We start from the raw sequence: 25,482 nt of genomic DNA on the forward strand, positions 1-25,482 counted from the left end.
TCACCGTGGCGCGCCGATAGCACGGCCCAACCCGTCAGGCGTGGGCAATCCGGCGTGACCTTCGGCAAAGCGCACCAAAGCCGCTTCGATCTCTGCCGAAGGGGCGGAGGGTTTGCGGGTATCCAGAGAGACATGCAGCAAGAAGTGCTCGCCTGTCGCCAGCACCCTCTCACCGGCCCGCATCTCGTGCCACAGGTGCATCTTCTTGCCTGCCCCTGCGATCACCTGCGTTGTGATCTCGATCTTTGTGCCTGCATGTACCTCGTCAAGGTGCCGGATATGGGTTTCGGCGGTGAAATAGCTGCCGCCTGATTGGATGTACTCGGCGTCACAGCCGATGATCTCCATAAACCGGTCGGTCGCATCGGCGAAGGCGTGCAGGTAGCGCGATTCCGTCATGTGCCCGTTGTAGTCGGTCCAGTCCAGCGGCACGGTGCGCCGCGCGGTGAGCACGGGTGCGTCCGCAGCAATATCGCCCGCCCGCGCGCCCATCTCGGTGCCTTTGCGGATCAGCTTGTCCTGCGCGTTCAGCAACGCCCCCGCGCCCCAGTCCTGCGCTTTCAGCCCGCGCATCATCGTCACAAGGTTGTTGTCGCGAATGCGCTCCAACTCGCGGATAGAGTGGGCACCGGATTGTTCATCAGACTGGCCTGCGATTAGTTCAACCAATTCATCGGTGAATTCCGGCACATCCATCAGCTTGGTCCAAGGCCATGACAGACACGGGCCGAACTGCGCCATAAAGTGTTTCATGCCCGCCTCGCCGCCCGCCACGCGGTAGGTCTCGAACAGACCCATCTGCGCCCAGCGGATGCCAAAGCCGTAACGGATCGCGTTGTCGATTTCTTCGGTGGTGGCGATGCCGTCCTTGACCAGCCAGAGCGCCTCGCGCCAGACGGCTTCGAGGAAGCGATCCGCGACATGGGCGTCGATCTCTTTCTTGAGGTGCAGCGGATACATGCCCAGCGATTCCAGGATTTCCTTGGCGCGGGCGACATGCGGGCCGTCCTGCCCTTCGGCAGGCACCAGTTCAACCAGCGGCAGCAGGTAGACGGGGTTGAAAGGATGCGCGACCATGATCTGCGCAGGGCGCGCCGCCCCTTCTTGCAACTGCGAAGGTTTGAAGCCCGAGGTCGAGGAGCCGATCACTGCCTCAGGGTCGCAGGCCTGTTGCACCGCGCCGAGCGTGCTGTGCTTGATGTCCAACCGCTCCGGCACGCTTTCCTGAACCCATGAGGCACCCTCGACCGCCTCCGCGATGCTGTCATGAAAGGTGATCTTGCCCTCGTCCGGCAGCGCGGTGTCGGTCAGTCCGGGCAGCGAGCGGCGGGCGTTGGCCATGACTTCGCCGATCTTGCGCTCGGCCTGTGGATCGGGGTCAAAAACCCGAACGTTCCAACCATTCAAGGCAAACCGCGCGGCCCAGCCGCCGCCGATCACACCGCCGCCAATAATTGCTGCTGTCCGGCTCATTTTACTCTCCGTAACTGGCTGATGTCCCAGCCATTGAAATCCAATATCTCGCGGGCCGCGGTAATCCGGTCGGCCCCGCCTGTCGCTTGGCGATCAAGGATCGCGGCGCGGCGGCCATCAGCGGTGCCCACCACTGCGGTGCGAAACCCCTCATCAACCCACATCACCACCAAAATATCATCGCCCTCGGTGGCACGCAGGATACCGAGGTTGCCCGGCAGATAGGCGCGGCTGCCTGAGGTGTCGGTCTCGATCACCGCACCCGTCAAGCTTTGGGTAAAGCTAACTGTGGCCCCGCAAGGTCCCAGACAGGCCCGTGTCACCCAATCACCGGTAAAGCGGCCCAGATCAAACCGCGAGGTGCCGCCCAGCGGCGCGCTCGGGTTGCGCAGCGACAAGGGCGCTGTCGGCGCGGTGGGTTTATCCGCTGCACACGCCCCTACAACGCCTGCAACCAGCAAGGCCAATGCCGCCTTGCGGCCCTGCCCGCACAATAGTTTCACGATTGGCTAACCATGCAGGTTTGCATCACTTTGGTGCCCGTTTGGTCAGCCCGAGCTTTTCGCGCACTTCCGCAGCGCCAACAACCCGTGCGCCCATATTTTCAATGATGGTGCCCGCGCGTTCAACCAGCTGCCAGTTCTCGGCCAGCACGCCTTTATCAAGCCACAGATTGTCCTCCAACCCGACGCGCACGTTGCCGCCCGCCAGTACCGAAGCGGCGACCAGAGCCATCTGGTTACGGCCCAAGCCGAACGCCGAAAAGGTCCAATCCTCTGGCACGTTGTTCACCATCGCCATCAGCGTGTTAAGGTCATCCGGCGCGCCCCAGGGCACCCCCATGCACAGTTGCACCAAAGCGGGGCTATCGAGCACGCCGTCTTTGACCAACTGCTTGGCGTACCAGAGATGGCCAGTATCGAAGGCTTCGATTTCGGGCTTCACGCCAAGCTCGGTCATCATCCGGCCCATCGCGGTCAACATGCCCGGTGTGTTGGTCATCACGTAGTCGGCTTCGGCAAAATTCATTGTGCCGCAATCAAGCGTGCAAATCTCCGGCAGGCATTCTGCGATATGGGCGACGCGCTCGGTCGCGCCGATCATATCGGTGCCGTCGATAGGCGGCATCGGCTGTTCGGTCGAGCCAAAGATGATGTCGCCACCCATGCCCGCGGTAAGGTTCAACACTACGTCGGTTTCCGAGGCGCGGATGCGATCGGTCACTTCGCGGTAGAGTTTGAGATCGCGGCTGGGCTTGCCGGTTTCGGGGTCACGGACGTGGCAATGCACGATTGCCGCACCGGCCTTGGCAGCGGCTATGGCGCTATCGGCAATCTGCTGGGGGGAGCGGGGCACATGCGGGCTGCGATCCTGCGTGCCGCCAGATCCGGTGACCGCACAGGTGATAAAGACTTCCTTGTTCATGTTCAGCGGCATCGGCTGGCTCCTTGCTGTTTCGGATGTTCTTGTCTGATTTGAGGGCACACTGTCGCGATTCGCCGCAGACCGCCACACCAATTGCGACCTTTGGGCCGCCCGATGTCAGAACCGCAGTCGCGCGCCAGCCCGTCCGGCAAGCGCGCGGTTTATTTAGTAGGGCATCGGGTGGGCTTTGTGCACCGCGTCCAGTTCTTCGAGGACGGCTGGCGTTAGGGTCACGCTGATCGCGCCCAGCGCGGTTTCAAGCTGGTCCATCGTGGTTGCGCCAAAGATCACCGACCCCATAAAGGGCCGCGTTTCGCACCATGCCAGCGCCATATGCACCGGATCGAGCCCGTGATTGCGCGCCACGTTCAGGTAGGCTGCGACAGCTTCAAAGGCGCGGTCGGTCTTGCGACCCCCGAGGTCTTGGTTCAGCGACATACGGGAACCAGCGGGAATTTCACCATTCTGGTATTTGCCGGTCAGAAAACCCGCTGCCAGCGGCGAAAAGGCCAGCATGTCGATCTCTTCGTTGACGCAGGTCTCGGACACATCGGTATCGGCCAGACGGCACATTAACGAATATTCGTTCTGCACCGAGATCGGGCGCGGCCCGCCCGTGCGCTCGGCTACGGCGGCCCATTGCGTCAGCCCCCAAGCACTTTCATTGCTCAGGCCAAAGCTGCGGATGGTGCCGCGTTTAACCTCGTCTTGCAGGGCGCCCAGCGCGTCTTCCATATGGGCGATGGTTTCCGCGCGGTTCTGGCTGGAAGGGTCAAAGCTCCAGTTTTTGCGAAACATATAGCTGCCACGGTTGGGCCAGTGGAACTGGTAGAGATCGATGTAGTCGGTCTTGAGCCGTTTAAGCGACTGTTCGATGGTCTGGGGAATGGTTTTCGACGAAATCGGGGCGCCATCACGAACATGGGCCATGCCCTCGCCTGAATGTTTGGTGGCCAACACCACATCGGCGCGGCGCTGGTCGCGGGCGAACCACTGGCCGATAATCTCTTCGGTGCGGCCAACGGTTTCGGCGCTGATCGGGTTGACCGGATACATCTCGGCGGTATCGATAAAGTTGATCCCTGCGGCAAGCGCGCGGTCGATCTGGGCGTGGCCTTCTTCAGCGGTGTTCTGGGTGCCCCAAGTCATCGAGCCGAGGCAAAGGGTCGAGACTTCGATATCGCTGCTGCCAAGTTTCTTCATTTTCATAGTCTTGCTCCGGATATTTGCCGCGGTTTACCCCTCAAAGGTGAGGCGTGCGCGGGATGTTGGGCTGGTGTGTTGCAGATGTCATATGAGTGGCGGGGCGGTTCCGCAACTCGATGGCGGGTTCGGGGCGCTGCCCCCGCTTTGGCCTTTGGCCGCAGCGCCCCCGGAGTTTAACGGGCCAAATGAAGCTGGGCAGTTGGCGGATCTGGCGCAAAAGTGATGGTTTGGGTGAGAACCTTCTTGGGTTATTTGCGCAAACGGGCATAACTGCGGACATGCGTTTGCTCATTTCCTTTGCGGCCCTGTTTCTATCGGTCATTCTTTTGCAGCTCTCCTCGGGCGGCGTGGGGCCGCTTGATGTGCTGTCGGGCTTGCAGCTGGGGTTTTCGCGGCAGGAGATCGGCTTGCTCGGCTCCGCGCATTTCTTTGGCTTTTTCATTGGCTGTTGGTGGGCGCCGCGACTGATGGGCAGCGTCGGGCACAGTCGGGCTTTTGCGGCGTTTACAGCCGCAGGTGCGATCGGGCTGATGGCGCATATGATGGTGGTGAACCCCTATGCCTGGGCCGTGATGCGCGTGGCGTCGGGGATGTGTGTGGCAGGGTGCTACACGGTGATCGAGGCATGGTTGCAGGCCAAGGTGAACAACGAAACACGGGGCCGCACCATGGGGGTCTACCGTGTTGTCGATATGAGTGGATCGCTGGCGGCGCAGATGATCATCGGGGTGTTGGGGCCTGCGTCTTATGTGTCGTATAACCTGCTGGCGATCCTGTGCTGTGCCGCGTTGCTGCCGCTGACGCTGTCGACCGTGAAGCAACCAGAGACACCGGATTCACCGCGCTTGCGCCCACGGCTCGCGATGGAGCGTTCGCCGCTGGCGGCAGCGGGTGTGGTGGTTGCAGCGGTGTCGAGTGCGTCGTTTCGGATGGTCGGGCCGATTTACGGCCAAGAAGTAGGCTTGAGCGCGGGGCAGATCGCGTGGTTTCTGTCCGCCTTTGTATTGGGCGGGGCCTTGGCGCAATATCCGGTGGGCTGGCTGGCGGACAAATATGACCGACGCTGGGTGCTGATCTGGCTCTCGGTTGCCGCAATTGTAAGCGCTGGTGTAACGGTGGCCGCTGCGGGGATGGGCACGATCGGGATTATGCTGGCGGCGGGGTTTTTCGGGCTTACCACCTTTCCGATTTATTCAGTCGCCGCCGCCCATGCCCATGATTTCGCCCGCGACGAGGAGCGGGTCGAGCTTTCGGCGGCCTTGATGTTCTATTTTGCCGTCGGGGCGATTTTTGCCCCCTATCTGGCGTCTGTACTGATCGAAAACTACGGGCCTGCGGCTCTGTTCCTGATGATCTCGGTCGCACATCTGGTGTTGGTCGGGTTTGGCCTGACGCGGATGCGCAGCCGTGCCAGCCCCGCCACGCGCACGCCATTCGTTTCGTCACCGCGCACCTCGTTTATCGTCGGGCGATTGTTTGGCAGGCTGCGCAACCGCGACAAAGACAGCGAGTTTGACTGATAGGCTGGCGCGACGCGGGGGGGCCTGTTAAAGCGGGGCAACCCAACGACCAAAGGCATATTTCCCCCGTGACACGGCACCTCATCACCTCCGCGATCCCCTATATCAACGGCATCAAGCATCTGGGCAATCTGGTGGGCAGCCAGCTGCCCGCCGATCTCTATGCGCGCTATCTGCGGGCGCGGGGCAACGAGGTGTTGTTTCTGTGTGCGACCGATGAACATGGCACTCCTGCCGAGCTTGCCGCCGCCAAGGCGGGCAAACCCGTGGCCGAATACTGCGCCGAGATGCACGCGGTACAGGCCCGCATCGCCGAGGGCTTTGGCCTGTCGTTCGATCACTTCGGGCGCTCCTCCTCGCCGCAGAACCACGCGCTGACCCAGCATTTCGCCGGTGTCTTGGCCGATGAGGGGCTGATCGAGGAAGTGACCGAGGAACAGGTCTATTCCAATGCCGATGGCCGTTTCCTGCCCGACCGGTATATCGAAGGCACCTGCCCCAATTGCGGATTTGAAAGCGCGCGTGGCGATCAGTGCGACAACTGTACCAAGCAGTTGGACCCCGTTGACCTGATCAACCCCCGCAGCACTATTTCCGGCTCTACCGATCTTGAGATGCGCGAGACCAAGCATTTGTTCCTGCGTCAAAGCCAGATGAAGGACCGCTTGAGCGAATGGATTGAACAGAAAACCGACTGGCCGGTGCTGACGACCTCCATCGCCAAAAAATGGTTGCACGACGGCGACGGCCTGCAAGACCGTGGCATCACCCGCGACCTTGATTGGGGCGTGCCGGTGAAGCGCGGCACCGAAGACTGGCCCGGCATGGAAGGCAAGGTCTTTTATGTCTGGTTTGACGCGCCGGTGGAGTATATCGCCAGCGCGCAGGAATGGGTAGATGCGGGCAAGGGCGAGGACTGGGAGCGGTGGTGGCGCACCGATAAGGGCGCGGACGACGTGCGCTATACCCAGTTCATGGGCAAGGACAACGTGCCGTTTCATACGCTGAGCTTCCCCGCGACCATCATGGGCTCGAACGAGCCATGGAAGCTGGTCGATTATATCAAGTCGTTCAACTACCTGACCTATGACGGCGGCCAGTTCTCCACCTCGCGCGGGCGCGGTGTGTTCATGGATCAGGCGTTGGAAATTCTGCCTGCTGACTACTGGCGCTGGTGGCTGCTGAGCCATGCGCCGGAGACTTCGGATGCGGAATTCACTTGGGAGAACTTCCAGACCTCGGTCAACAAGGACCTCGCCGATGTGCTTGGCAACTTTGTCAGCCGGATCACCAAGTTCTGTCGCGCCAAGTTTGGCGAAGAGGTGCCTGAGGCCGGTGAATATGGGGAGGCCGAGGCCGCGCTGATCGCTGACCTTACCGAGCGGGTTGCGCGCTATCAAGACCACATGGACGCTGTCGAAGTGCGCAAATCAGCGCAGGAATTGCGGGCGATCTGGGCGGCAGGCAACGAGTATTTGCAGGCCCAAGCGCCGTGGAGTACGTTCAAGACCGACCCCGACAAGGCCGCCGCGCAGGTCCGTCTGGGGCTCAACCTTATCCCGCTTTATGCAACGCTGTCGGCGCCGTTTATCCCCGAGGCTGCGGAAAAGATGTTGGCCGCGATGAAAATCGATGCGCCAGATTGGCCCGACGATGTGCCTACCGCGCTCGGGACACTGAAAGCAGGTCACGCGTTTGAAGTGCCGGAAGTATCTTTTGCCAAAATCTCCGACGAAGACCGCGAGGCTTGGGCGGAGCGGTTTGCAGGCATCCGTACTTAGGACGCGATAATTCCAATTGTCGGCGGGACGCTATTCATGCGCCCCGCCGTAGCCCCTACCCCTTCTTCCGTATCCTCAGCCCGAAGGTGGCAACTTAGCCAATGCATTGGCGCGATGCCGCTCACCGAAAGGTGAAAGGGAGCCACTGGGATGTGGTGTAATGTGGCTTCATAACAACATTTGGTGAACCCAGCAGACAAACGGGAACCTGTTGTCGGTTTGGCAAGTTTTGTCTGCAACACAGATTGAAAGTTTGAGGAGTACGTTATGAAGCGGAGGACATTTGTCACCGGTCTCGCAGCCACAGGCGCCGCATTTACTGCAGGTGCCGTACAGGCGCATGGGGGCAAGATCATTCCGAACTACAATGTGCCAGAAGCCCATCTGCCACGCATGGTTCCCATCGCCGAGGGTGTTGCCCCTTACGAAATTCACGTCGATCCCGACCTGTTCGCGCTATACTGGACGATGCCGAACAACATGGCGATGCGCTATACCGTTGGTGTGGGCCGCCCCGGCCTTTATGAGGCGGGCGAGTTCTTTATCGGCGCCAAAAAGGAATGGCCGAGCTGGACCCCGACCCCTGGGATGATCGACCGCCAGCCCGAGCTTTACGCAAAGCACAAAGACGGCATGGACGGTGGGTTGGACAACCCGCTCGGGTCGCGCGCGCTGTATCTTTTCCAGCCGGGTCGCGGTGACACATTCTTGCGGGTACACGGCACCAACGATCCCAACACGCTGGCGCGGCGCGTCTCTAACGGCTGTGCGCGATTGGTGAATGACCAGATGGTCGAGCTGTACGACCGCGTGCCGATGGATACGCGCGTTGTGCTTTACGAGCCGACGGTTTCTTAATCCCATCCCCTTACGGGGAAATCGAGCAGCGCCTCCCGCAAGAGGCGCTGCTTTTTTATGTGCAGCTCTCTTTAGGCCGGCGTGTCGTCGCGGTCCCAATCACCGTGAAAATTCCCCGCCTTATCGGTCCGCCGAAAGCCATGCGCGCCAAAGAAATCGCGTTGCGCCTGGATGAGGTTTGCAGTGCCCCGCGCCGTGCGCATCGTGTCATACCACGCAAGCGAAGCGCTTAGCGCAGGCATCGGAGCGCCCTGCGCTACACCAGCACCCAGCACGCGGCGCAAGGCGGGAATTGCCTCGTCCAACCGCCCGCGCAGCGAGGGCGCGAGAATAAGATGATCGGCTGGCAATTCAGCGCGGAACGCCGCGACAAAATCACCCAAGAGCGCCGAGCGGATGATACAACCAGCCCGCCATATCTCGCAGATACGCGCCATATCCAGCGCCCAACCGAACTCGGCAGATGCGGCCCACAGCAGGCGAAAGCCTTGCGCATGGGCGATGATGCGCCCCGCCAGCAAAGCCATTTCCAGATCTTCTGCCGAAACTACTGCGGCGTCTTGCCTGCCTGAAGGCAGCAACGGCTCTGCCATCACTCGGGTGTCTTTTTCCGAGGACCAGCCACGCGCGCCGACCGCAGCCTCGATTGCACTGGCGGATTGGCCGAGCTTCAGCGCTTCGATAACTGTCCAGCGGCCTGTGCCTTTCTGGCCCGCCTGATCGAAGATCACTTCGACGGTCGGCAGTCCCGTAGCGGCATCGGTTTTGGCAAGCACCGCCGCCGTGACCTCAACCAAGTAAGAGGCGAGCGGCCCGTCTTGCCACTGGGCAAACTGCGCGCCGATTTGCGGCGCAGGCAACCCCAACACATCGCGCTGGTACCCGTAAACCTCAGCAATCAGCTGCATATCCGCGTATTCAATACCGTTGTGCACGGTCTTTACGAAATGCCCCGCACCATCCGGTCCCAGATGCGCCACGCAAGGATCGCCCTCGAACCGCGCGGCAATGGCCTCGACCATCGGGCGCAGGTGCTGCCAAGAATGATCACTGCCGCCGACCATCATCGACGGGCCGTGCCGCGCGCCCTCCGCACCGCCGGAAACGCCCATGCCGACGAAGTGGATCCCCGTTCCCTCCATCGCGGCGGAGCGTCTGCGGGTATCGTTAAAATCAGCATTGCCGCCGTCGATCAGGGTATCGCCATCATCGAGCAAGGGGGTGATGGCATCGATCATCGCATCAATCGGCGCGCCGGAAGGGATCATGAACAGGATATTGCGGGGCCGTGTTATCGCATCGACAAAGGCCTCAAGGGTTTCTGCACCGGTCAAACGGTCCGCCAACGGCCCTGCGCTCTCGATGAAAGGGGCCACCCAATCGGCCTCGCGGTTGCACACCGCCACCGAGAACCCGCTCTCGGCAAAGTTGAGCGCGAGCGCCGCCCCCATCGTACCTAAACCGTACACCCCGATATCGGCCCCGTTGCGCGTTTCTGTCATCGTCGGTGATCCCTCTTTTGCACGGTGCAAATGTGGGGCGCAGCCCGCCAAAGCGCAAGTAACAGTTAAAGGATTGATTTTCCCCTTAAAATTGTGCTATGTTTGGAGGATAATAATAAACAAACCCGATTGAGCAGCCCCGATATGAGTATGATGCACCCGATCAAACGTGCATGGTCCGATGTGATCATGCCCCTCTTCAAGCGCCCGAAGCAAATTCAGGTCGCTGCCCTGTGCTATCGCGATACGGAGGACGGCAAACGTGTGTTGCTGATCACCAGCCGCGACACCGGACGCTGGATCGTGCCCAAAGGGTGGCCGATTGACGGGCTGGATGGTCCGGGTGCGGCCTTGCAGGAAGCGTGGGAAGAAGCGGGCGTCACCGAGGCCGATATCGAGAGCGCCCCGATGGGCATTTACGAATATGACAAGCGCCTGACCGAAGGTCTGACCGTGCCTGTGCGCGCGCAGGTCTATCTGACCCGTGTACGCGATCTAAGCACCGAATACCCCGAAGCCAGCGAGCGCAAGCGCGCGTGGTTCAGCCCCAAGGAAGCCTCCACTCTGGTGGACGAGCCGGACCTTAAGGCAATCTTATACGCTCTCTGAGCGCCTATCTCGCCTTCCTGACTTCATGCTTTTAAGCCCGGTGGCCCGCGCCTCTGGGCTTTTTCGTGTGTGAAAACCGCTTTTGTGGGGGTTGCGCCGCAGTGAAACTGTTTTATATGCGCTCACTTGCGTGTTGGGCCGCCTTGTGGCACCTCACAGACGCTTAAAGATGCTGTTCGGGGGGCTCGGGCAGAACCGTTTGCCGAAGGAACCGAACCAAACATGGGACATAAACCCCAAGGCAGCCAGTGGAAGTCACTGGACACCGATCTTCACCGTATTTCCCAAGTAGAACTGGCCACGGCCTATGTGTCGCGCCCGATGGTCGGCATGGGGCTGGCGCTGATCTTTATGATGATCGCAGGCGCGATTGCCGCGATGATCTTCGGGCTGGCACCTTCGGGTTTTGTGGTGATCGCGGCAACGGTTTTCGGTGCTTATATGGCGGTCAATATCGGCGCCAATGACGTGGCCAACAACATGGGGCCGGCGGTCGGGGCCAAAGCATTGACTATGGGCGGCGCGATTGTCATTGCCGCGATCTGCGAAAGTGCGGGGGCCTTGCTGGCAGGTGGCGATGTGGTTTCGACGATCTCCAAGGGGATTATCGACCCTGCCACCATCGCCGACACAGACGTCTTTGTCTGGGCAATGATGGCGGCGCTGGTCTCTGCCGCGCTCTGGGTCAATTTGGCCACATGGGTCGGCGCACCGGTCTCGACAACTCATGCGGTTGTGGGTGGTGTCATGGGTGCTGGCATCGCGGCCGCAGGGCTCTCGGCAGTGAACTGGAATTCGATGGGGCTGATCGCGGCCAGCTGGGTGATCTCACCGGTGCTCGGCGGCGCAATTGCCGCGGCGTTTCTGGCCTTCATCAAGGCACGTATCCTTTATCAAGAAGACAAAGTCGCCGCCGCGCGCACATGGGTGCCGGTGCTGGTGGCGATCATGGCAGCGGTCTTTGCTGCCTATCTGGCCTTGAAAGGCCTCAAGAAAGTTATCGACATCAATACCACCAGCGCGCTGGTGATCGGTGTTGTTTCCGGGCTGGTCGTCTATGCCATTTCTGCCCCGCTGGTGCGGCGCGCCTCGGTTGGCATGGAAAACCGCAACAAATCGGTCAAGGCGCTGTTTGGTCTGCCCTTGGTGTTCTCCGCAGCACTGCTCAGCTTTGCTCACGGGGCAAATGATGTGGCCAATGCCGTCGGTCCGTTGGCCGCGATTGTCCATGCGACGCAATACGGCGCTTCTGGCGTCGAGGTTTCGATCCCGACTTGGGTGATGGTCATCGGGGCATTCGGCATTTCATTTGGCTTGTTCCTGTTCGGCCCGCGCCTGATCCGGATGGTGGGCAGCCAGATCACCAAGCTTAACCCGATGCGGGCCTATTGTGTGGCATTGTCAGCGGCGATCACCGTGATCGTGGCAAGCTGGCTTGGCCTGCCGGTCAGCTCGACCCATATCGCCGTGGGCGGGGTTTTCGGTGTCGGGTTTTACCGTGAATGGCATATGGAACGCCGCCTGCGCCAACCTTCTGAGCGCGGTATCGTCAAGCGTATCGCCCCCGAAGAACGGCGGCGGCGCAAATTGGTGCGGCGGTCGCACTTTATGACCATCGTGGCCGCTTGGGTAATCACCGTCCCCGCTGCTGCAACGATGTCGGCGGTGGTGTTCTACGCGCTGAATGCCCTTGCAGGCTAAGGCTAAGGCGAGCGTCTGTGGATAGGTTAGCCTATCTCGCGACGTAGGGCGGCGGCGGGAAGGTTGGGCAGCCCCTCGCCCGCCAATTCGGCAGATTGCAGCACATCATAGACCATAGCCGTCACCGGGACCGCACGACCGAGGTCAGCAGCCATCCGCAAGACCTGCCCCTGCAGCGCATCAATGTCGGTCGGACGACCGGCCATCAAAGCGTGTGACATGGAAGAACGGGCCTGTGCGTCCATCTCCAACATCGACGCAGCCACCCGCCGGAATACTGCCGTCGGCAGCCTTAGAAGGGCCGGAACCGCCCAGATCGGTGCAGACGTGGTCGAGACCACCGGAATGCCCTTGGCGCGCAAAACGCCGAGCGCTTCAGCCCATTGATCGGCCATCAGGCGGCGCCATGCAGGCTGTGCCAGTTGCTCTTGCAAAGTCAGCCCGCTCAGCGCGTTGAGCGCGTTGTTGAGGTTGACCAGAAACTTGCCCCAAAGCACGGCGGCGATCTCTGGCGTCTCGTCTACCTTCAGGTGCGGCACAGTCAACGTATCGCCAAGCCCGCCCGCGCCCGTTGCGATAACCAGATCACCGCCGGTCGCGCGGTGAAAGCACCCCTGCCCCAAGGGGATCACATTGAACGGTACCATGCCGCCGCGGATATCGTGATCCGGCAGGATACGCGCGAGGGTTTCAGCATTTGTGATCGCGTTTTGCAGGCTAATAATGATGGCATTTGCAGGGGCCAAAGCGGCAATAGTGCGTCCGATGGCGGCGGTATCGCCCGATTGAACCGTGACCAAGACAATGTCAGCCGTCGACAGAATGGTCGGGTCGGCAGTCAGGTGGATTTCGTCCGGGTTGATCTGCTGCGCCATGCCGGAAAAGTCGGTCAGGGTCAGGCCGTGGGCGCGGATTTCCTGCGCCATGCGCGGGCGCATGAGCAGGCTGACACGGTGCCCCCCTGCCGCCAGCAACCCGCCGACAAAGCAGCCGATCGCGCCTGCCCCTGCAACAACGATGTGGGGATTATTTTCCAAGGCACCAGCGCATGATCGATTTTTGCGCATGCAGACGGTTTTCGGCCTCGTCAAAGATCACCGAGTTCGGGCCATCCATGACCTCGCTGGTGGCCTCGTCGTCGCGGTGCGCGGGCAGACAGTGCATAAACAAAGCTTCGGGTTTGGCCGCACTCATTAGCTCGGTATTAACCTGATAGCCGCGCAGCTGGTTGTGACGCCGTTCGCGGGCCGATTGCGGATCATGCATCGACACCCATGTATCGGTGACCACGAGATCCGCGCCCTGCACCGCTTTGAAGGGGTCGCGCTCGGTTGTGTAAAGCCCGTCGAGGGCGGCTTCGGGGTCTAGCGGCGTCGGGCCGGTGAAGATCAGTTCAAAATCAAACTGTTTGGCGGCATGAGCAAAGCTGGCAAAGACGTTGTTACCGTCGCCAGACCAGACCACCTTGCGGCCTTTGATCGGGCCTGCGTGTTCCTCGAAGGTCATGATATCGGCCATGATCTGGCAAGGGTGGGTGCGGTTGGTCAGCCCGTTGATCACCGGCACAGAGGCGTATTCGGCCATGTCGAGCAAGGTCTGCTCTTCAAAGGTGCGGATCATAATCAGATCGACATACCGGCTGAGTACGCGGGCGGTATCGGCGATGGTTTCGCCGTGGCCGAGTTGCATATCGGTGCCCGACAGCACCATCGTCTGCCCGCCCATCTGGCGCACACCGACATCAAAGGAGATGCGGGTCCGGGTCGAGGGTTTCTCGAAGATCAGCGCAACCATGTGGTTTTTCAGCGGTTGGTCATCGTCCGGTGCGCCCTTGGGGCGGCCTGCGCGGGCGTTCTTCATCGCGATGCTTTGGTCGATGATCGCACGCAGGTCTTCAGGTGCGGTTTGGTGAATGTCGAGGAAATGGGTCATAAGTCGTCTCAGTTTTGCGAGCGCCGGGGGCTGTCTGCCCCCGGACCCCGAGGATATTTTTGGCCAGAAAGAGCTTAGGTCAATGAGGCCGCGGCGGCATCCAGGCGCGAGATCGCCTGCGATATCTCGTCGTCGGTGATGGTGAGCGGAGGCAACAGACGGATGACGTTGTCGGCTGCGGGGACGGTGAGGATTTCTTGGGCATAGCCGGCAGCGACCACATCACTGTTAAGAGCTTTGCATTTGAGGCCGAGCATCAGGCCCGCGCCACGCACTTCTTCAAAAACATTCGGATGGGCGGCAATCAGCCCTTCGAGTTTTTGGCGCATCAGGCCGGATTTGCGGTTCACCTCGGCGAGAAATTCCGGTGTGGCGATGATATCCATCACGGCGCAGCCGACAGCGCAGCCTAAAGGGTTGCCCCCGTAGGTAGAGCCATGGGTGCCTGCGGTCATGCCGGAGGCGGCCTCTTCGGTGGCCAGAACGGCACCGAGGGGGAAGCCGCCGCCGATGCCTTTGGCGACCATCATGATGTCAGGTGTCACGCCTGCCCATTCGTGGGCAAAGAGTTTTCCGGTACGGCCAACGCCGCATTGCACTTCGTCGAGGATCAGCAGCAGCCCGTGTTCGTCGCACAGATCGCGCAGGCCTTTGAGGCATTGATCCGGCAGCGGGCGGATGCCGCCCTCGCCTTGCACGGGTTCGATCAGGATGGCACCGACGGTAGGCTCGGCCGCCGCTTTGGCCAGCGCCTCATGGTCGCCGAACTCGAGGTGGATGAAACCGGGCAGCAGCGGGCCGAAGCCTTTGGTCATCTTTTCAGAACCTGCCGCGGCGATGCCTGCGGAGGAGCGGCCATGGAAGGAGCCGGAGAAGGTGATGATATCGGTACGCTCGGGCTGGCCTTTGTCATAGAAGAATTTACGTGCCATTTTAACCGCCAGTTCGCAGGCCTCGGTGCCGGAGTTGGTAAAGAACACGGTATCGGCAAAGCTGTGCTCGACCAGGCGATCGGCCAGCGCCTGCTGGTTGGGGATCCCGTAGAGGTTGGAGGTATGCCACAGCATATTGGCCTGATCGGTCAGCGCCTTGACCAGCGCCGGATGCGCATGGCCCAGAGAGTTCACCGCAATACCGGCACCGAGATCGATGAAACGGCGGCCATCCGCCTCGATCATCCAAGCGCCCTCGCCTTTGACAAAGCTGAGCGGGGCACGGTTATAGGTCGGCAATACTGTTGGGATCATCGTGATCGTCCTATCGTCTGGGGGCAGCACCAAATTGCTGTCGAGGCAACTGAAATGCCACAAAGCCATGGTGTTTGCGCAGGGTCAATGGGGGTTTGTTGCTCTGCTGCGGCGGTGCAGCAAATAGATCGCCCTCCTAAAAGGGCGGCGCGGGACGGCTTAGCGGGGCTGTCGTCGCAGGTATGTGGCGCGTTTGATCATGGCGGATGCATAGGCAACAAGGGCGCGCACAGTCAAAGGAAAAATTTGCACAGCACCCCAATGCCCCTATATAGGGCAGGCCTGATGGCACCACCGCACGTCCCTTTGGACCGTGCTGCGTGCTTCCCTGCTTGCGCCTGCCGCCCGAGCGGGTAAAATGGGTGCTGAATTCTGACAAAGCGGTCCGGGCAACGTGGGCCGCTTTTTAACTGGGGAACCCCATATGTCGTGGACCGATGACCGTGTAGAGACCCTCAAAAAGATGTGGGGGGAAGGCCAGTCTGCCAGCCAGATCGCGAAAGAGCTGGGCGGCGTTACGCGCAATGCGGTGATTGGCAAGGTCCACCGGTTGGGCCTGTCCAACCGCGCGGCGACCGGCGCACCGGCACCCGCCGGAAAGCCCGACGCCAAACCCAAGCCCGAAGTTGCAGCGGAGACCAAGCCCAAGGCCGCAGCCAAGCCAAAGGCTACAACCCCAGAGCCCGAGCCTGAAGTAGAGGTCGAAGCCGCGCCTCGCCCGGTTTTGCCAATGCGCAAACAGATCATCCCTGCCGGTCAGCCGCTGCCACCGCAGCCCTCGGCCAACGAGATCAGCCCCGAGGCTTTGGCCAAGGTCAGCGAAATCGAGAAGAAGGCCAAGAAGATCGGCCTGATGGAATTGACCGAGCGGACCTGCAAATGGCCCGTGGGTGATCCCGCGACGGATGATTTCTGGTTCTGCGGTTTGCCGGTCCAACAGGGCAAGCCTTACTGCGAGGCCCACGTCGGCGTGGCGTTCCAGCCGATGAGCGCGCGGCGCGACCGCCGCCGCTGATCGAGCGCAAAATCTAAAACCACCGGCCCGCCAATGCGCAGGGGCCGGTGCCGCCTGCCCCGCCAGATGCCCACAGAGTGAGTTGCATTGGCCTGCGCCGCATGGTCTTTGAAGACAAATCTTGTCACCTAAGGCCGTTATCCCATGACCGATACGATCCGCGCCGCCGACGCGCTTGCCCGCAGGCTCTATGATGCAGGATGCCGCACGGCGTTTGGTATGCCCGGTGGCGAAGTCCTGACGGTGATTGACGCGCTTGAGACAGCGGGTATCCGGTTCATCCTCGCTAAACATGAAAACGCTGCCGGATTTATCGCCGAAGGGGTGCACCACCGTGACCGCGCCCCGGCGATCCTTGTTGGCACCATCGGGCCGGGCACGCTGAATTGTGTGAACACTGTCGCCAACGCGTTACAGGATCAGGTGCCGTTGATCGTGCTCTCTGGCTGCATGGATGCAGATGACGCGGCGCGCTATACCCATCAGGTGATTGACCAGCAATCGGTGTTTCGCCCCATCACCAAGGCCAGTTTCACCCTGACTGCAGGGGCGGCCCATACAATCGCCGATAAAGCCGTGGCGATTGCAACCGAAGGGCGCATGGGGCCGGTGCATATCGACGTGCCCATTGGTGTGGCCGATGCGCGGATACCGTCCCTCGCCCCGCATCACTGTGTCCCTGCCAGTGCTGCGATCCCTGTTGGCGAGGATTTTTTGCTTGCCCGTGAGTGGCTTGAGGCGGCAACACGCCCCGTCATGCTGGTCGGTGTCGATGCCTTGAACCATGACGCAGCTCAGGCCGTGCTGGAGTTTGCCGAGGACCATAATGTGCCGGTCCTCACCACCTACAAAGCCAAAGGGGTGATCCCCGAGGATCATGCGCTGTCGCTCGGCGGAGCGGGGCTGTCGCCGCTTGCCGACACCCACCTCGTGCCGTTTGTGCAATCCGCCGATCTGATCCTCTGCGTTGGCTATGACCCGATTGAAATGCGCCCCGGCTGGCGCGATGTATGGACGCCCGCGAGCCACCGCGTGATCGACATCACCGCCGTGCCCAACCACCATTACATGCATCAGTCCACGCTGAACTTCGTCACCGATTGCGCCGCTACCCTGCGCGCGCTCAGCGAAGGGTTGGATGTGCAGGACACATGGGCAGGCGGCGAGATCTACCAGCTCAAGGCCGACCTCGCTGCTGCCTTCCCCAGCGACGACGCATGGGGGCCTGCTGCGGTGATCGACACTTGCCGCAAGACCGTGCCGCGCGACGCGCTCGCCTCGGCCGATAGCGGGGCGCACCGGATTTTGCTCAGCCAGATGTGGGAATGCTACGCGCCGCGTGATCTGATGCAATCGTCGGCGCTCTGCACCATGGGCTGTGCCGTGCCGCTGGCGATCGGGGCCAAGCTGGCCTCCCCCGAACGGGTGGTCTTGTCCTTTTCCGGGGATGCCGGATTTCTGATGGTCGCGGGCGAGCTTGCGACCGCAGCCGAGTTGAACCTCGCGCCGGTCTTTGTGGTCTTCGTCGATGCCTCGCTCGCGTTGATCGAGAAAAAGCAGCGCGAGCGGCAGATGCCGGATCACGGGGTTAATTTCGCCCAGCATAATTTCGCGGCGATGGGCGTGGCCTTTGGCGGCGCTGGCGTGACGGTGCGCAACCGCGCCGAGTTGGAAACCGCCCTGCGCGATGCCATGGTCGCCCCGACTTTTACCGTTATTGCAGCAATCATCGACAGGGGGTCCTATGACGGACGCATCTAGGGGCGCGTTGGACGGGCTGTTTGTTCTCGATCTGACACGCATTCTGGCGGGGCCGACCTGCACCCAGCTTTTAGGCGACATGGGCGCGACGGTGATCAAGGTCGAAAACCCTGTGACCGCAGGCGATGACACCCGCGGCTGGGGGCCGAACTACAAGCTCGACAATGCGGGGGCAAAGACCGACCTTTCTGCGTATTTCATGACCGCCAACCGCAACAAACGTTCCATCGCCGTAGATATGACCACTGCCGAGGGCCAGCGCGTGTTGCGCCATCTTGCCGCCCGCGCCGATGTGGTTATCGAGAACTTCAAACCAGACGGGCTGGTGAAATACGGGTTGGATCACGCCACTCTGCGCAAGGCGCACCCGTCCTTGGTCTATTGCTCGATCTCGGGCTATGGCCAGACCGGACCGAACCGCGACCAACCGGGCTATGACCTGATGGCGCAAGGCTTTGGCGGCATCATGTCGATCACCGGTGCACCGGACGGGCCACCGATGAAGGTCGGTGTCGGCATCGCAGATGTTATGTGCGGCATGTATGCAACAATCGGCGTGTTGGCGGCTCTGCGCCACCGTGACGCGACCGGCGAAGGCCAGCATATTGATCTGGCGCTGGTCGATGCCCAGATGGCGTGGCTGATCAATGAGGGCACCAACTACCTGACCTCTGGTCAACTGCCGGAGCGGCGCGGCAATGCGCATCCCAACATCGTGCCCTATGATACCTTTGAATGCGCCGACGGGCATATCCTGCTGGCCGTCGGGAATGATCCGCAGTTTGTGCGCTATTGCGATGCCATCGGTCTGGAGGGCGTGGCGACGGACCCGCGCTTTGTGACCAACCTCGCGCGGATCGAAAACCGCGTGGCCTTGATGGACCATATCCGCCCCGCAATGCGCGCCCTGCCCAAAGCCGACGTGCTGGCACGGCTCAGAGCGGTCAAGGTCCCCTGCGGGCCGATCAATACCATTGGCGAAGCGCTCGAGTCCGATCAGGCCCGCGCCCGTGGCGTTGTGGTCGATGTCCCGGCTGCTGATGTGCAGGACGACAAGCTGCGGCTGCTTGCCAACCCGCTCAAATTCTCGGCCACGCCGGTGCGCTATGACCGTGCACCGCCACGGTTTGGTCAGGATACCGAGGAGGTTCTGCGCCGTTGGGGGCCCGACAGCGCCAAGGATAAAGCGCCCGAAAGCTAGGCATCCGTCCCGCTAAACGGGCAAATCGCGGGTTTTCTGACATAATCGTTCACGGAATTTGGCGGAAGCTTCACTTTGGTGTGTGGCTGCGCCCATGGTCGTTCTTCGAAAACGCTTTTGCGGGTACTCCTGTTTCCGCACACCGTTTTCGTGAAAGGCTCCCTTATGATGACAGATCTCTGCGCCGCGCCGCTCAGCCTCCAGACACCGCAGGCTCTGCAGGAGTGGAACGCCATGGTGCGGGCGTTTCTGGGCCATAAAGCCGCAACACCGGTGCATCTTGCTGCGGTTCTGACCGCGGAGCCTGACTTCGCAATGGGCCATGCGGCACGCGGGCTCTTCTCGCTGATGATGGGCAAAGCTGAACTGCGAGCCGTAGCCCAAGATGCCCTCAGGGCCGCAAAAGCTGCCGGCACCGGTGGCCCGATCACCCCGCGCGAACAGGGGTGGATCGACGCGCTGGATCACTGGTTGGGTGGCAGCCCGACAGGCGCCGTGGCGGCATTGGAGACAGTGCTTGCCACGACCCCGCAAGACACGCTGACCGCCAAAGCCAGCCACGGACTACGCTTCATCTTGGGCGATGCGCAGGGTATGCGCGCCTCGGTCGAGCGGGTGTTGCCTGCCCATGGCGCCGACCACCCGCTGCGCGGCTATCTGCTGGGTTGCCATGCCTTCAGTCTCGAAGAAACCGGCGATTACGCGGGGGCGGAGGCGGCTGGTTTGCAAGGGCTTGTCCACGCGCCCGACGATGCTTGGGGTCTGCACGCGGTGGCCCACGTCCATGACATGCGCGCCGATCCGGATGCGGGTATCGCGCTGATCGAGGCTTATGAGGGCGCATGGAGCGGGGCGAACAACTTTCGCTATCACGTCTGGTGGCACAAAGCGCTGCTGCACCTTGATCGCGGCGAATACGATATCGCGCTGGCGCTTTATGATGCCCAGATCAGGGCCGACAAGACCGACGACTACCGCGACATCGCCAATGCTACCTCGCTTTTGATGCGACTGCAACTTGACGGGATCGCCGTGGCAGACCGTTGGGAGGAACTGGCAGCGATCTGCGAAACCCGCGTGGAGGACGGCTGTCTGGTCTTTGCAGATCTGCATTACATGATGGCGCTGGCCGCAGATGGCCGCAGCGGCGCAGAAGCTGCCCTCACCGCGCGTAGCATCCGCGATGCCCGCACGCGCAGTGATATGGGGCACCGGTATGCCGATCCGGGCGTCGCGGCATTGGGCGGGCTGACTGCCTTTGCCGAAGGGCGCTATGGTGTCGCCTTCACGCTATTGGCGAAGGCCCGCCCAAAAATGCAAACAATTGGCGGAAGTCACGCACAACGTGACATATTCGAGCGTATGACCATTGACGCGGGGTTGCGCTCAGGTCATTTCGACGCGACTGAAAACCTCCTGTTGGATCGCCTGCATTTGCGCGCCGGACATGAGGACAGATTCACCTCAACCCGGTTCGACCGGCTGGGACGCGCCCGACGCATCCCTGCCCAATAGCGCCACTTTTATCTGGAATACTTCACGGCCATGACCCTTGCCGACCCGACCCTCATCCCTGCCCGTCCCGTCACCGCCCTTGGCGCTGTGTCCCACACCCGCGTGCGCGACCTGCGACTGGATTTCTTTCGTGGCATCGCGATGTTTATCATTCTGATCTCGCACACGCCCGGCAACTTTCTGTCGTCATGGATTCCCGCGCGTTGGGGCTTTTCCGACGCGACCGAGATTTTCGTGTTCTGTTCGGGCATGGCCTCGGCCATCGCTTTTGGTGGTGCCTTCGACCGGATGGGATGGCGGCTGGGCACCGCGCGTGTCGGGTTTCGGGTGTGGCAGGTATACTGGGCCCACATCGGGCTGTTCATCGCCATTGCCACCCTGCTTGCGGGCATCGATTTTTACGGTGGCTATGACAAGAACTACATCGGCTCACTGAACCTGTGGAAATTCTTTGACGATCCGGCAGAGCCGTTGATCGGGCTGATGACACTTAGCTATGTGCCTAACTATTTCGATATCCTGCCGATGTATATGGTCGTGCTGGTGATGCTGCCCGTGGTGATGGCGCTGTCGCGGGTGCATTTGGGGCTGGTGGCTGCGTTTGTGATTGTGGTCTGGCTGCTCGCACAGAAATGGCTGCTGATCCGGTTGGGGCTGGTTGATCTGCACCTCGCCTTTCCGGCGGAGCCCTGGTCCGAGCGGCGCTGGTTTTTCAACCCGTTCGGCTGGCAACTGATCTTTTTCACCGGTTTTGCACTGATGCGCGGCTGGTTGCCCAAGCCGCCGGTAACGCTCGCTCTGCTGGGGATAACTCTGCTGTTGGTGCTCGCCAATATTCCGCTGAGCAATATCGGCGTGCGCGCGGTTGAACGTGACTGGTTCTTTGTGACCGAAACCGGAAATCCGGTGATCAATGCGCGGCTGGCGCTGGGTGGCCTGATCGACAAGACCAACTTTGGCCTGCTCCGATTTGTCCAGTTCTTGAGCCTTGCCTATCTGGCGTGGGTGCTGGCAGGCGATAAGGGCAAAAACCTGTTGGCCCGTGGCAGCAGCGCTTTGGCTACGGGATGGAGCGGCCTGCTGGCGGTGATCCTCAAGGTCGGGCAGCAATCGCTTGCGGTGTTTATCACCTCGATGTTTCTGGCACGCGTCATGGGCTTTGTGATGGACCTTGCGGGGCGTGGCACGGCAACGGTCTGGCTGGTTAACATCGCTGGCGGCGCGATTCTGGTCTTGGTGGCTTACAGCGCAGGCTGGTTTAAATCGCAACCTTGGCGCAGCAAGGGGGCCGCATAATGCTGCGTCGCGATGTCCTCAAATCCTTGATGGCGCTGGCCGCCCTCCCCGCGGCCGCATGGGCCGAAGAACTTGGCTTGCAGCTGGGCGTAGCGTCTGAACCTTTTGACAGCGACACGCTGATTGCCATGGCGCGCAGACGCGCAGCCGCCACTTTTCAGCCGCGTGAAAAAGTGCCGCAAGCGTGGCGCGACCTGTCCTACGACCAATACCGCCAGATTTGGTTCGACGCGCGTAATGCGCTGTGGGAAGGCACTGATCTGCCGCAGCGCATCGATGTTTTTCCGGCGGGAATGTATTTCCCCCAGGCGGTGGCTTTGAATGTTGTCGAAAACGGGGTGGCGCGGCCTGTCGGATTTGATTTGGGCGTGTTTGACACAACCGACACCTTCCCCGAAATGCCAATTGGCGATGCGATGGGCTATTCCGGACTGCGCCTGCGGGCCGAGCTTGAAAAACCCGGCATTTTTCAGGAATACGCAGTATTTCAGGGTGCCAGCTATTTCCGCGGCATCGGCACCGGCGAAGTTTATGGCCTGTCGGCGCGCGGTCTGGCGATCAATACCGGCGATGACGCGGGCGAGGAATTTCCCGATTTCGTCGCCTTCTGGCTCGAAACGCCGGACCCGCAAAGCAGTGACATCGTGCTGCATGCGCTGCTCGATTGCCCGTCCTGCTCGGGCGCCTACCGGTTTCACATCCGCCACGGCGCGGTGCTGGAAATGACCGTCAGCGCGCATATTTTTGCCCGACAAGAAATCGCGCATCTGGGCATTGCACCGCTTACGTCGATGTTTTTGTTCGACGATACCATGCGGCAGCGATTTTCCGATTTCCGCCCGGCTGTGCATGACAGTGACGGCTTGCTGATCCACAATGGCGCGGATGAGGTCATCTGGCGGCCACTTGCCAACCCGACCCGCCTACAAATCAGCGCATTTTCTGACGAGAACCCGCGCGGCTTTGGCCTGATGCAGCGCAAGCGTACCTATTCCGACTTCAATGACCTTGAGGCGCTTTATCACAAGCGCCCCGCTGTCTGGATCACACCAGGTGAAAACTGGGGTGCGGGCGCTGTGACCTTGGTTGAAATCCCCGCCGATCTTGAGATTTACGACAACATTGTTTGCTACTGGCGCCCTGCCACACCGCTGCCTGCGGGGGCGGAACACCAGATGAGCTATACCCTGCATTGGGGTGCTGATCCGGTGGCGGCAACGGCGGATGTGCCCGTCAAAGTGCTCAATACCGCGATGGGCGGCAGGCCAGAGGGCGGCCAGATTGTGGCAGTTGATTTTGCCCATAGCGATATGGTGCCCGACGATCTGGCACAGATCGAGGTGGTGTTGCGCAGCAGCGAAGGCACGCTGGTGTCCTCGGTGCTGCAGCGCAACCCCGAGACCAATGGCCCGCGCCTTGCCTTCACCTTCAAACCTGACGACGCCGAGCAGATCGAATTCCGCGCGCAATTGCGCCTGAACGACGAACCGCTGAGCGAAATATGGCTTTACCGATGGACCAAACCATGACCGTCTCTTCCGCCACTCCTTTGGCCTCCTGCGTGGCCATGCCAACACCCGCGCCGCTGCTGATGCAGGCCCAGGACCTGACCCGCGCGCCTGTACGGCGGGCAGGCGGGGGCGCCGAAGGTCGGGCCAAGCGTGCAGGCTCGCCCTGGCGTTTGGCGGTCTTTGGTCCCGCCCTTGTCGGGACCGCAGTGTTGATGTTCGGGCTTTATAGCTGGATGGCCAATGCGGGCATGTCGGGGCTGGAATGGGCCTTGCTTGCGATGATCGGTGCAACCTTCGTTTGGGTCACCCTGTCGGTCAGCACTGTGGGCGTCGCGGTCGCGGGTATTCTTGCCCGCGAAGATGCCGATACCCGCGCCCCTGCCGATGTCACCGGCATCGATGTGGCCCTTCTGGTGCCGGTCTATAATGAAGTACCTTGGGATGTGTTTGGCAATGCCGCCGCGATGCTGGACGATCTGGCACGGCGCCGCAGCCCGCACTGCTATTCGCTGTTCGTGCTGTCTGATACCCGCGACGACGCGATTGCTGCGCAGGAATGGCAGGCCTTCCAGAGTCTGCGCGACACCGCCCCGCAAGGCTTCTCGGTCCACTACCGGCGCCGCGCCGACAATATCGACAAGAAGGTCGGCAACCTGCTCGACTGGATCACCGGATGGGGGGCGGCTTATCAAGGCATGGTGGTTCTTGACGCCGACAGCCTGATGACGGGCCGCGCGATTGACCGGCTGGCTTCTGAATTAAGCGCCGATCCCGATGCGGGGCTGATCCAGACCTTTCCGATGCTGATCGGCGCCGACACGCTGTTTGCCCGCCTGCAACAGTTCTCCAACATTGCTTACGGCTGGCTGCTGGCCGAAGGGCTGGCACTTTGGGCGCAGTATGAGGGCAATTATTGGGGCCATAACGCGATCATCCGCACCCGTGCCTTTGCCGAATGCGCAGGGCTGCCACATCTGCGCGGCCGGGGCGGGCGCGAAGAATTGATCCTCAGCCATGATTTTGTCGAGGCAGGGCTGCTGCGCCGCGCTGGATGGCGGGTGCGGTTTCTGCCCCGCGTGTCAGGCAGTTTCGAAGAAACCCCGAGCACGCTGATCGACTATGTGCTGCGCGACCGCCGTTGGTGTCGCGGCAACCTGCAACACCTGCGTTTGCTGGGCACCGCTGGGCTGCACCCTGTGTCGCGCTTCCATCTGTTTCACGGTGCGGTCAGCTATCTGCTCAGCCCTGCATGGTTTGTGCTTTTGGTATTCTGGTCGCTACTCGGCGTGGATTCCGAGACCAACCTGATCCGCTATTTTAACGAGGCAAACCCCTATTTTCCCGATTGGCCCCCCGCGATGAGCCATATCGATTCCGCCGTGTTCCTGATCATCATGTACGCGATGCTGCTGACCCCCAAGATCGCGGGCGCTGGCATCATCGCCGCCTACCCCAAAGCGACGCGGGTATTTGGTGGGCGCACGGCCTTTCTGACGGCCTTCGTGATCGAGGTGGCCCTGTCGGTCGCCTATGCCCCGATCCTGATGATCCAGCAGACCAAAGCCGTGCTGCGTGCTTTCTTCACAAGGTTCGAGCCTTGGGCCCCGCAGCGCCGTGACGCGCATAGCTATCCGCTGCGCACGCTGATCGCGTTTCACTGGGTCGAAACCGTCTTGGGGCTGGTGCTGTTGAGCGGGCTCTTTGCGGGGTTGCTGTCGCTTTGGCTGGTGCCGATCGTCTTCAGCCTTGTGCTTGCGGTGCCACTCTCGGCGCTATCGGCCTTTAACCTTACCCGCTGGGCGCCAGACGGGCTGCGCATGGACAGCCCGCACACCCTGCGCGAACCGGGAATTGTCACCCGCGCACGCGCCGAGCGGGCTTTGCTGAAAAGTCAGATGACCACCGCTGATAGTATCGCGGCGCAGTAGC

At 61.3% G+C, this 25,482-nt stretch carries 20 protein-coding genes; 12 read left to right on the forward strand and 8 right to left on the reverse strand.

Features of this window, described 5'->3' with window-relative positions; translation table 11 throughout:
- From BM174_RS00510 to BM174_RS00525, 4 genes are all read right to left on the reverse strand, one after another.
- Window positions 1–1,473, reverse strand: a complete 1,473-nt coding sequence (locus BM174_RS00510) for a carnitine 3-dehydrogenase (RefSeq protein ID WP_093921875.1) — start codon at window positions 1,471–1,473, stop codon at window positions 1–3.
- Entirely contained in the window at window positions 1,470–1,976 is a 507-nt protein-coding gene (locus BM174_RS00515) for a lipocalin/fatty acid-binding family protein (RefSeq protein WP_093921876.1), read from the reverse strand. The genes BM174_RS00510 and BM174_RS00515 overlap by 4 nt, the downstream gene beginning before the upstream one ends.
- Before the next feature lie 25 nt (window positions 1,977–2,001).
- Complete coding sequence (gene bcoG / locus BM174_RS00520; RefSeq protein WP_093921877.1) at window positions 2,002–2,910, reverse strand: 3-dehydrocarnitine:acetyl-CoA trimethylamine transferase BcoG; 909 nt, start codon at window positions 2,908–2,910, stop codon at window positions 2,002–2,004.
- A gap of 153 nt (window positions 2,911–3,063) precedes the next feature.
- Window positions 3,064–4,107, reverse strand: a complete 1,044-nt coding sequence (locus tag BM174_RS00525) for an aldo/keto reductase (RefSeq protein ID WP_093921878.1) — start codon at window positions 4,105–4,107, stop codon at window positions 3,064–3,066.
- Between the two features lie 275 nt (window positions 4,108–4,382).
- On the opposite strand from BM174_RS00525, the gene BM174_RS00530 reads away from it, so the two are divergent.
- The 3 genes from BM174_RS00530 (at window position 4,383) to BM174_RS00540 (ending at window position 8,263) form a co-directional block, all read left to right on the forward strand.
- Window positions 4,383–5,624 carry an MFS transporter gene (locus BM174_RS00530; protein ID WP_093922224.1) on the forward strand — a complete coding sequence of 414 codons (1,242 nt, stop codon included), beginning with the start codon at window positions 4,383–4,385 and terminating at the stop codon, window positions 5,622–5,624.
- A gap of 68 nt (window positions 5,625–5,692) precedes the next feature.
- The gene (gene metG / locus BM174_RS00535) at window positions 5,693–7,405 is read left to right on the forward strand and encodes a methionine--tRNA ligase (protein ID WP_093921879.1); all 1,713 of its coding nucleotides are present in this window, start codon (window positions 5,693–5,695) and stop codon (window positions 7,403–7,405) included.
- Between the two features lie 267 nt (window positions 7,406–7,672).
- Window positions 7,673–8,263, forward strand: coding sequence for a L,D-transpeptidase (locus BM174_RS00540; protein WP_093921880.1), 591 nt, complete (start codon window positions 7,673–7,675; stop codon window positions 8,261–8,263).
- A gap of 71 nt (window positions 8,264–8,334) precedes the next feature.
- On the opposite strand, the gene gndA is transcribed toward BM174_RS00540, so the two are convergent.
- Complete coding sequence (gene gndA / locus BM174_RS00545; protein ID WP_093921881.1) at window positions 8,335–9,765, reverse strand: NADP-dependent phosphogluconate dehydrogenase; 1,431 nt, start codon at window positions 9,763–9,765, stop codon at window positions 8,335–8,337.
- A gap of 150 nt (window positions 9,766–9,915) precedes the next feature.
- On the opposite strand from gndA, the gene BM174_RS00550 reads away from it, so the two are divergent.
- Both BM174_RS00550 and BM174_RS00555 read left to right on the forward strand, forming a co-directional pair.
- Window positions 9,916–10,374 carry an NUDIX hydrolase gene (locus BM174_RS00550; protein WP_093922225.1) on the forward strand — a complete coding sequence of 153 codons (459 nt, stop codon included), beginning with the start codon at window positions 9,916–9,918 and terminating at the stop codon, window positions 10,372–10,374.
- 222 nt (window positions 10,375–10,596) lie between these two features.
- Complete coding sequence (locus BM174_RS00555) at window positions 10,597–12,075, forward strand: inorganic phosphate transporter (RefSeq protein WP_093921882.1); 1,479 nt, start codon at window positions 10,597–10,599, stop codon at window positions 12,073–12,075.
- 26 nt (window positions 12,076–12,101) lie between these two features.
- Here the strand turns inward: BM174_RS00555 and BM174_RS00560 are convergent, their stop codons facing one another.
- The 3 genes from BM174_RS00560 to BM174_RS00570 all read right to left on the reverse strand — a co-directional run bounded on the left by BM174_RS00560 (window position 12,102) and on the right by BM174_RS00570 (window position 15,254).
- Window positions 12,102–13,112 carry a 2-dehydropantoate 2-reductase gene (locus BM174_RS00560; RefSeq protein WP_245766219.1) on the reverse strand — a complete coding sequence of 337 codons (1,011 nt, stop codon included), beginning with the start codon at window positions 13,110–13,112 and terminating at the stop codon, window positions 12,102–12,104.
- Window positions 13,102–14,007 (reverse strand): ornithine carbamoyltransferase, encoded by a 906-nt coding sequence (gene argF, locus BM174_RS00565; RefSeq protein ID WP_093921884.1) that lies wholly within the window; start codon window positions 14,005–14,007, stop codon window positions 13,102–13,104. Before argF ends, BM174_RS00560 begins: the two co-directional genes overlap by 11 nt.
- A 74-nt stretch (window positions 14,008–14,081) precedes the next feature.
- Window positions 14,082–15,254 (reverse strand): aspartate aminotransferase family protein, encoded by a 1,173-nt coding sequence (locus BM174_RS00570; protein WP_093921885.1) that lies wholly within the window; start codon window positions 15,252–15,254, stop codon window positions 14,082–14,084.
- 424 nt (window positions 15,255–15,678) lie between these two features.
- Between BM174_RS00570 and BM174_RS00575 the strand changes: the two genes are divergently transcribed.
- From BM174_RS00575 to mdoH, 7 genes are all read left to right on the forward strand, one after another.
- Window positions 15,679–16,269 carry a GcrA family cell cycle regulator gene (locus tag BM174_RS00575; RefSeq protein WP_093921886.1) on the forward strand — a complete coding sequence of 197 codons (591 nt, stop codon included), beginning with the start codon at window positions 15,679–15,681 and terminating at the stop codon, window positions 16,267–16,269.
- Window positions 16,270–16,413: 144 nt separating this feature from the next.
- Window positions 16,414–18,030, forward strand: coding sequence for a thiamine pyrophosphate-binding protein (locus BM174_RS00580; RefSeq protein ID WP_093921887.1), 1,617 nt, complete (start codon window positions 16,414–16,416; stop codon window positions 18,028–18,030).
- Window positions 18,014–19,231 carry a CaiB/BaiF CoA transferase family protein gene (locus BM174_RS00585; protein WP_093921888.1) on the forward strand — a complete coding sequence of 406 codons (1,218 nt, stop codon included), beginning with the start codon at window positions 18,014–18,016 and terminating at the stop codon, window positions 19,229–19,231. Before BM174_RS00580 ends, BM174_RS00585 begins: the two co-directional genes overlap by 17 nt.
- Before the next feature lie 165 nt (window positions 19,232–19,396).
- Entirely contained in the window at window positions 19,397–20,746 is a 1,350-nt protein-coding gene (locus BM174_RS00590; RefSeq protein WP_177209377.1) for a tetratricopeptide repeat protein, read from the forward strand.
- Window positions 20,747–20,776: 30 nt separating this feature from the next.
- Window positions 20,777–22,042, forward strand: coding sequence for an OpgC family protein (locus BM174_RS00595; RefSeq protein WP_093921889.1), 1,266 nt, complete (start codon window positions 20,777–20,779; stop codon window positions 22,040–22,042).
- Window positions 22,042–23,571, forward strand: a complete 1,530-nt coding sequence (locus BM174_RS00600) for an OpgD/OpgG family glucan biosynthesis protein (protein ID WP_093921890.1) — start codon at window positions 22,042–22,044, stop codon at window positions 23,569–23,571. Before BM174_RS00595 ends, BM174_RS00600 begins: the two co-directional genes overlap by 1 nt.
- Window positions 23,568–25,481 (forward strand): glucans biosynthesis glucosyltransferase MdoH, encoded by a 1,914-nt coding sequence (mdoH, locus tag BM174_RS00605; protein ID WP_093921891.1) that lies wholly within the window; start codon window positions 23,568–23,570, stop codon window positions 25,479–25,481. The genes BM174_RS00600 and mdoH overlap by 4 nt, the downstream gene beginning before the upstream one ends.
- Window position 25,482 lies beyond the last annotated feature (1 nt).

This window comes from Sulfitobacter brevis (assembly GCF_900112755.1).
Taxonomy (GTDB): Bacteria; Pseudomonadota; Alphaproteobacteria; order Rhodobacterales; family Rhodobacteraceae; genus Sulfitobacter; species Sulfitobacter brevis.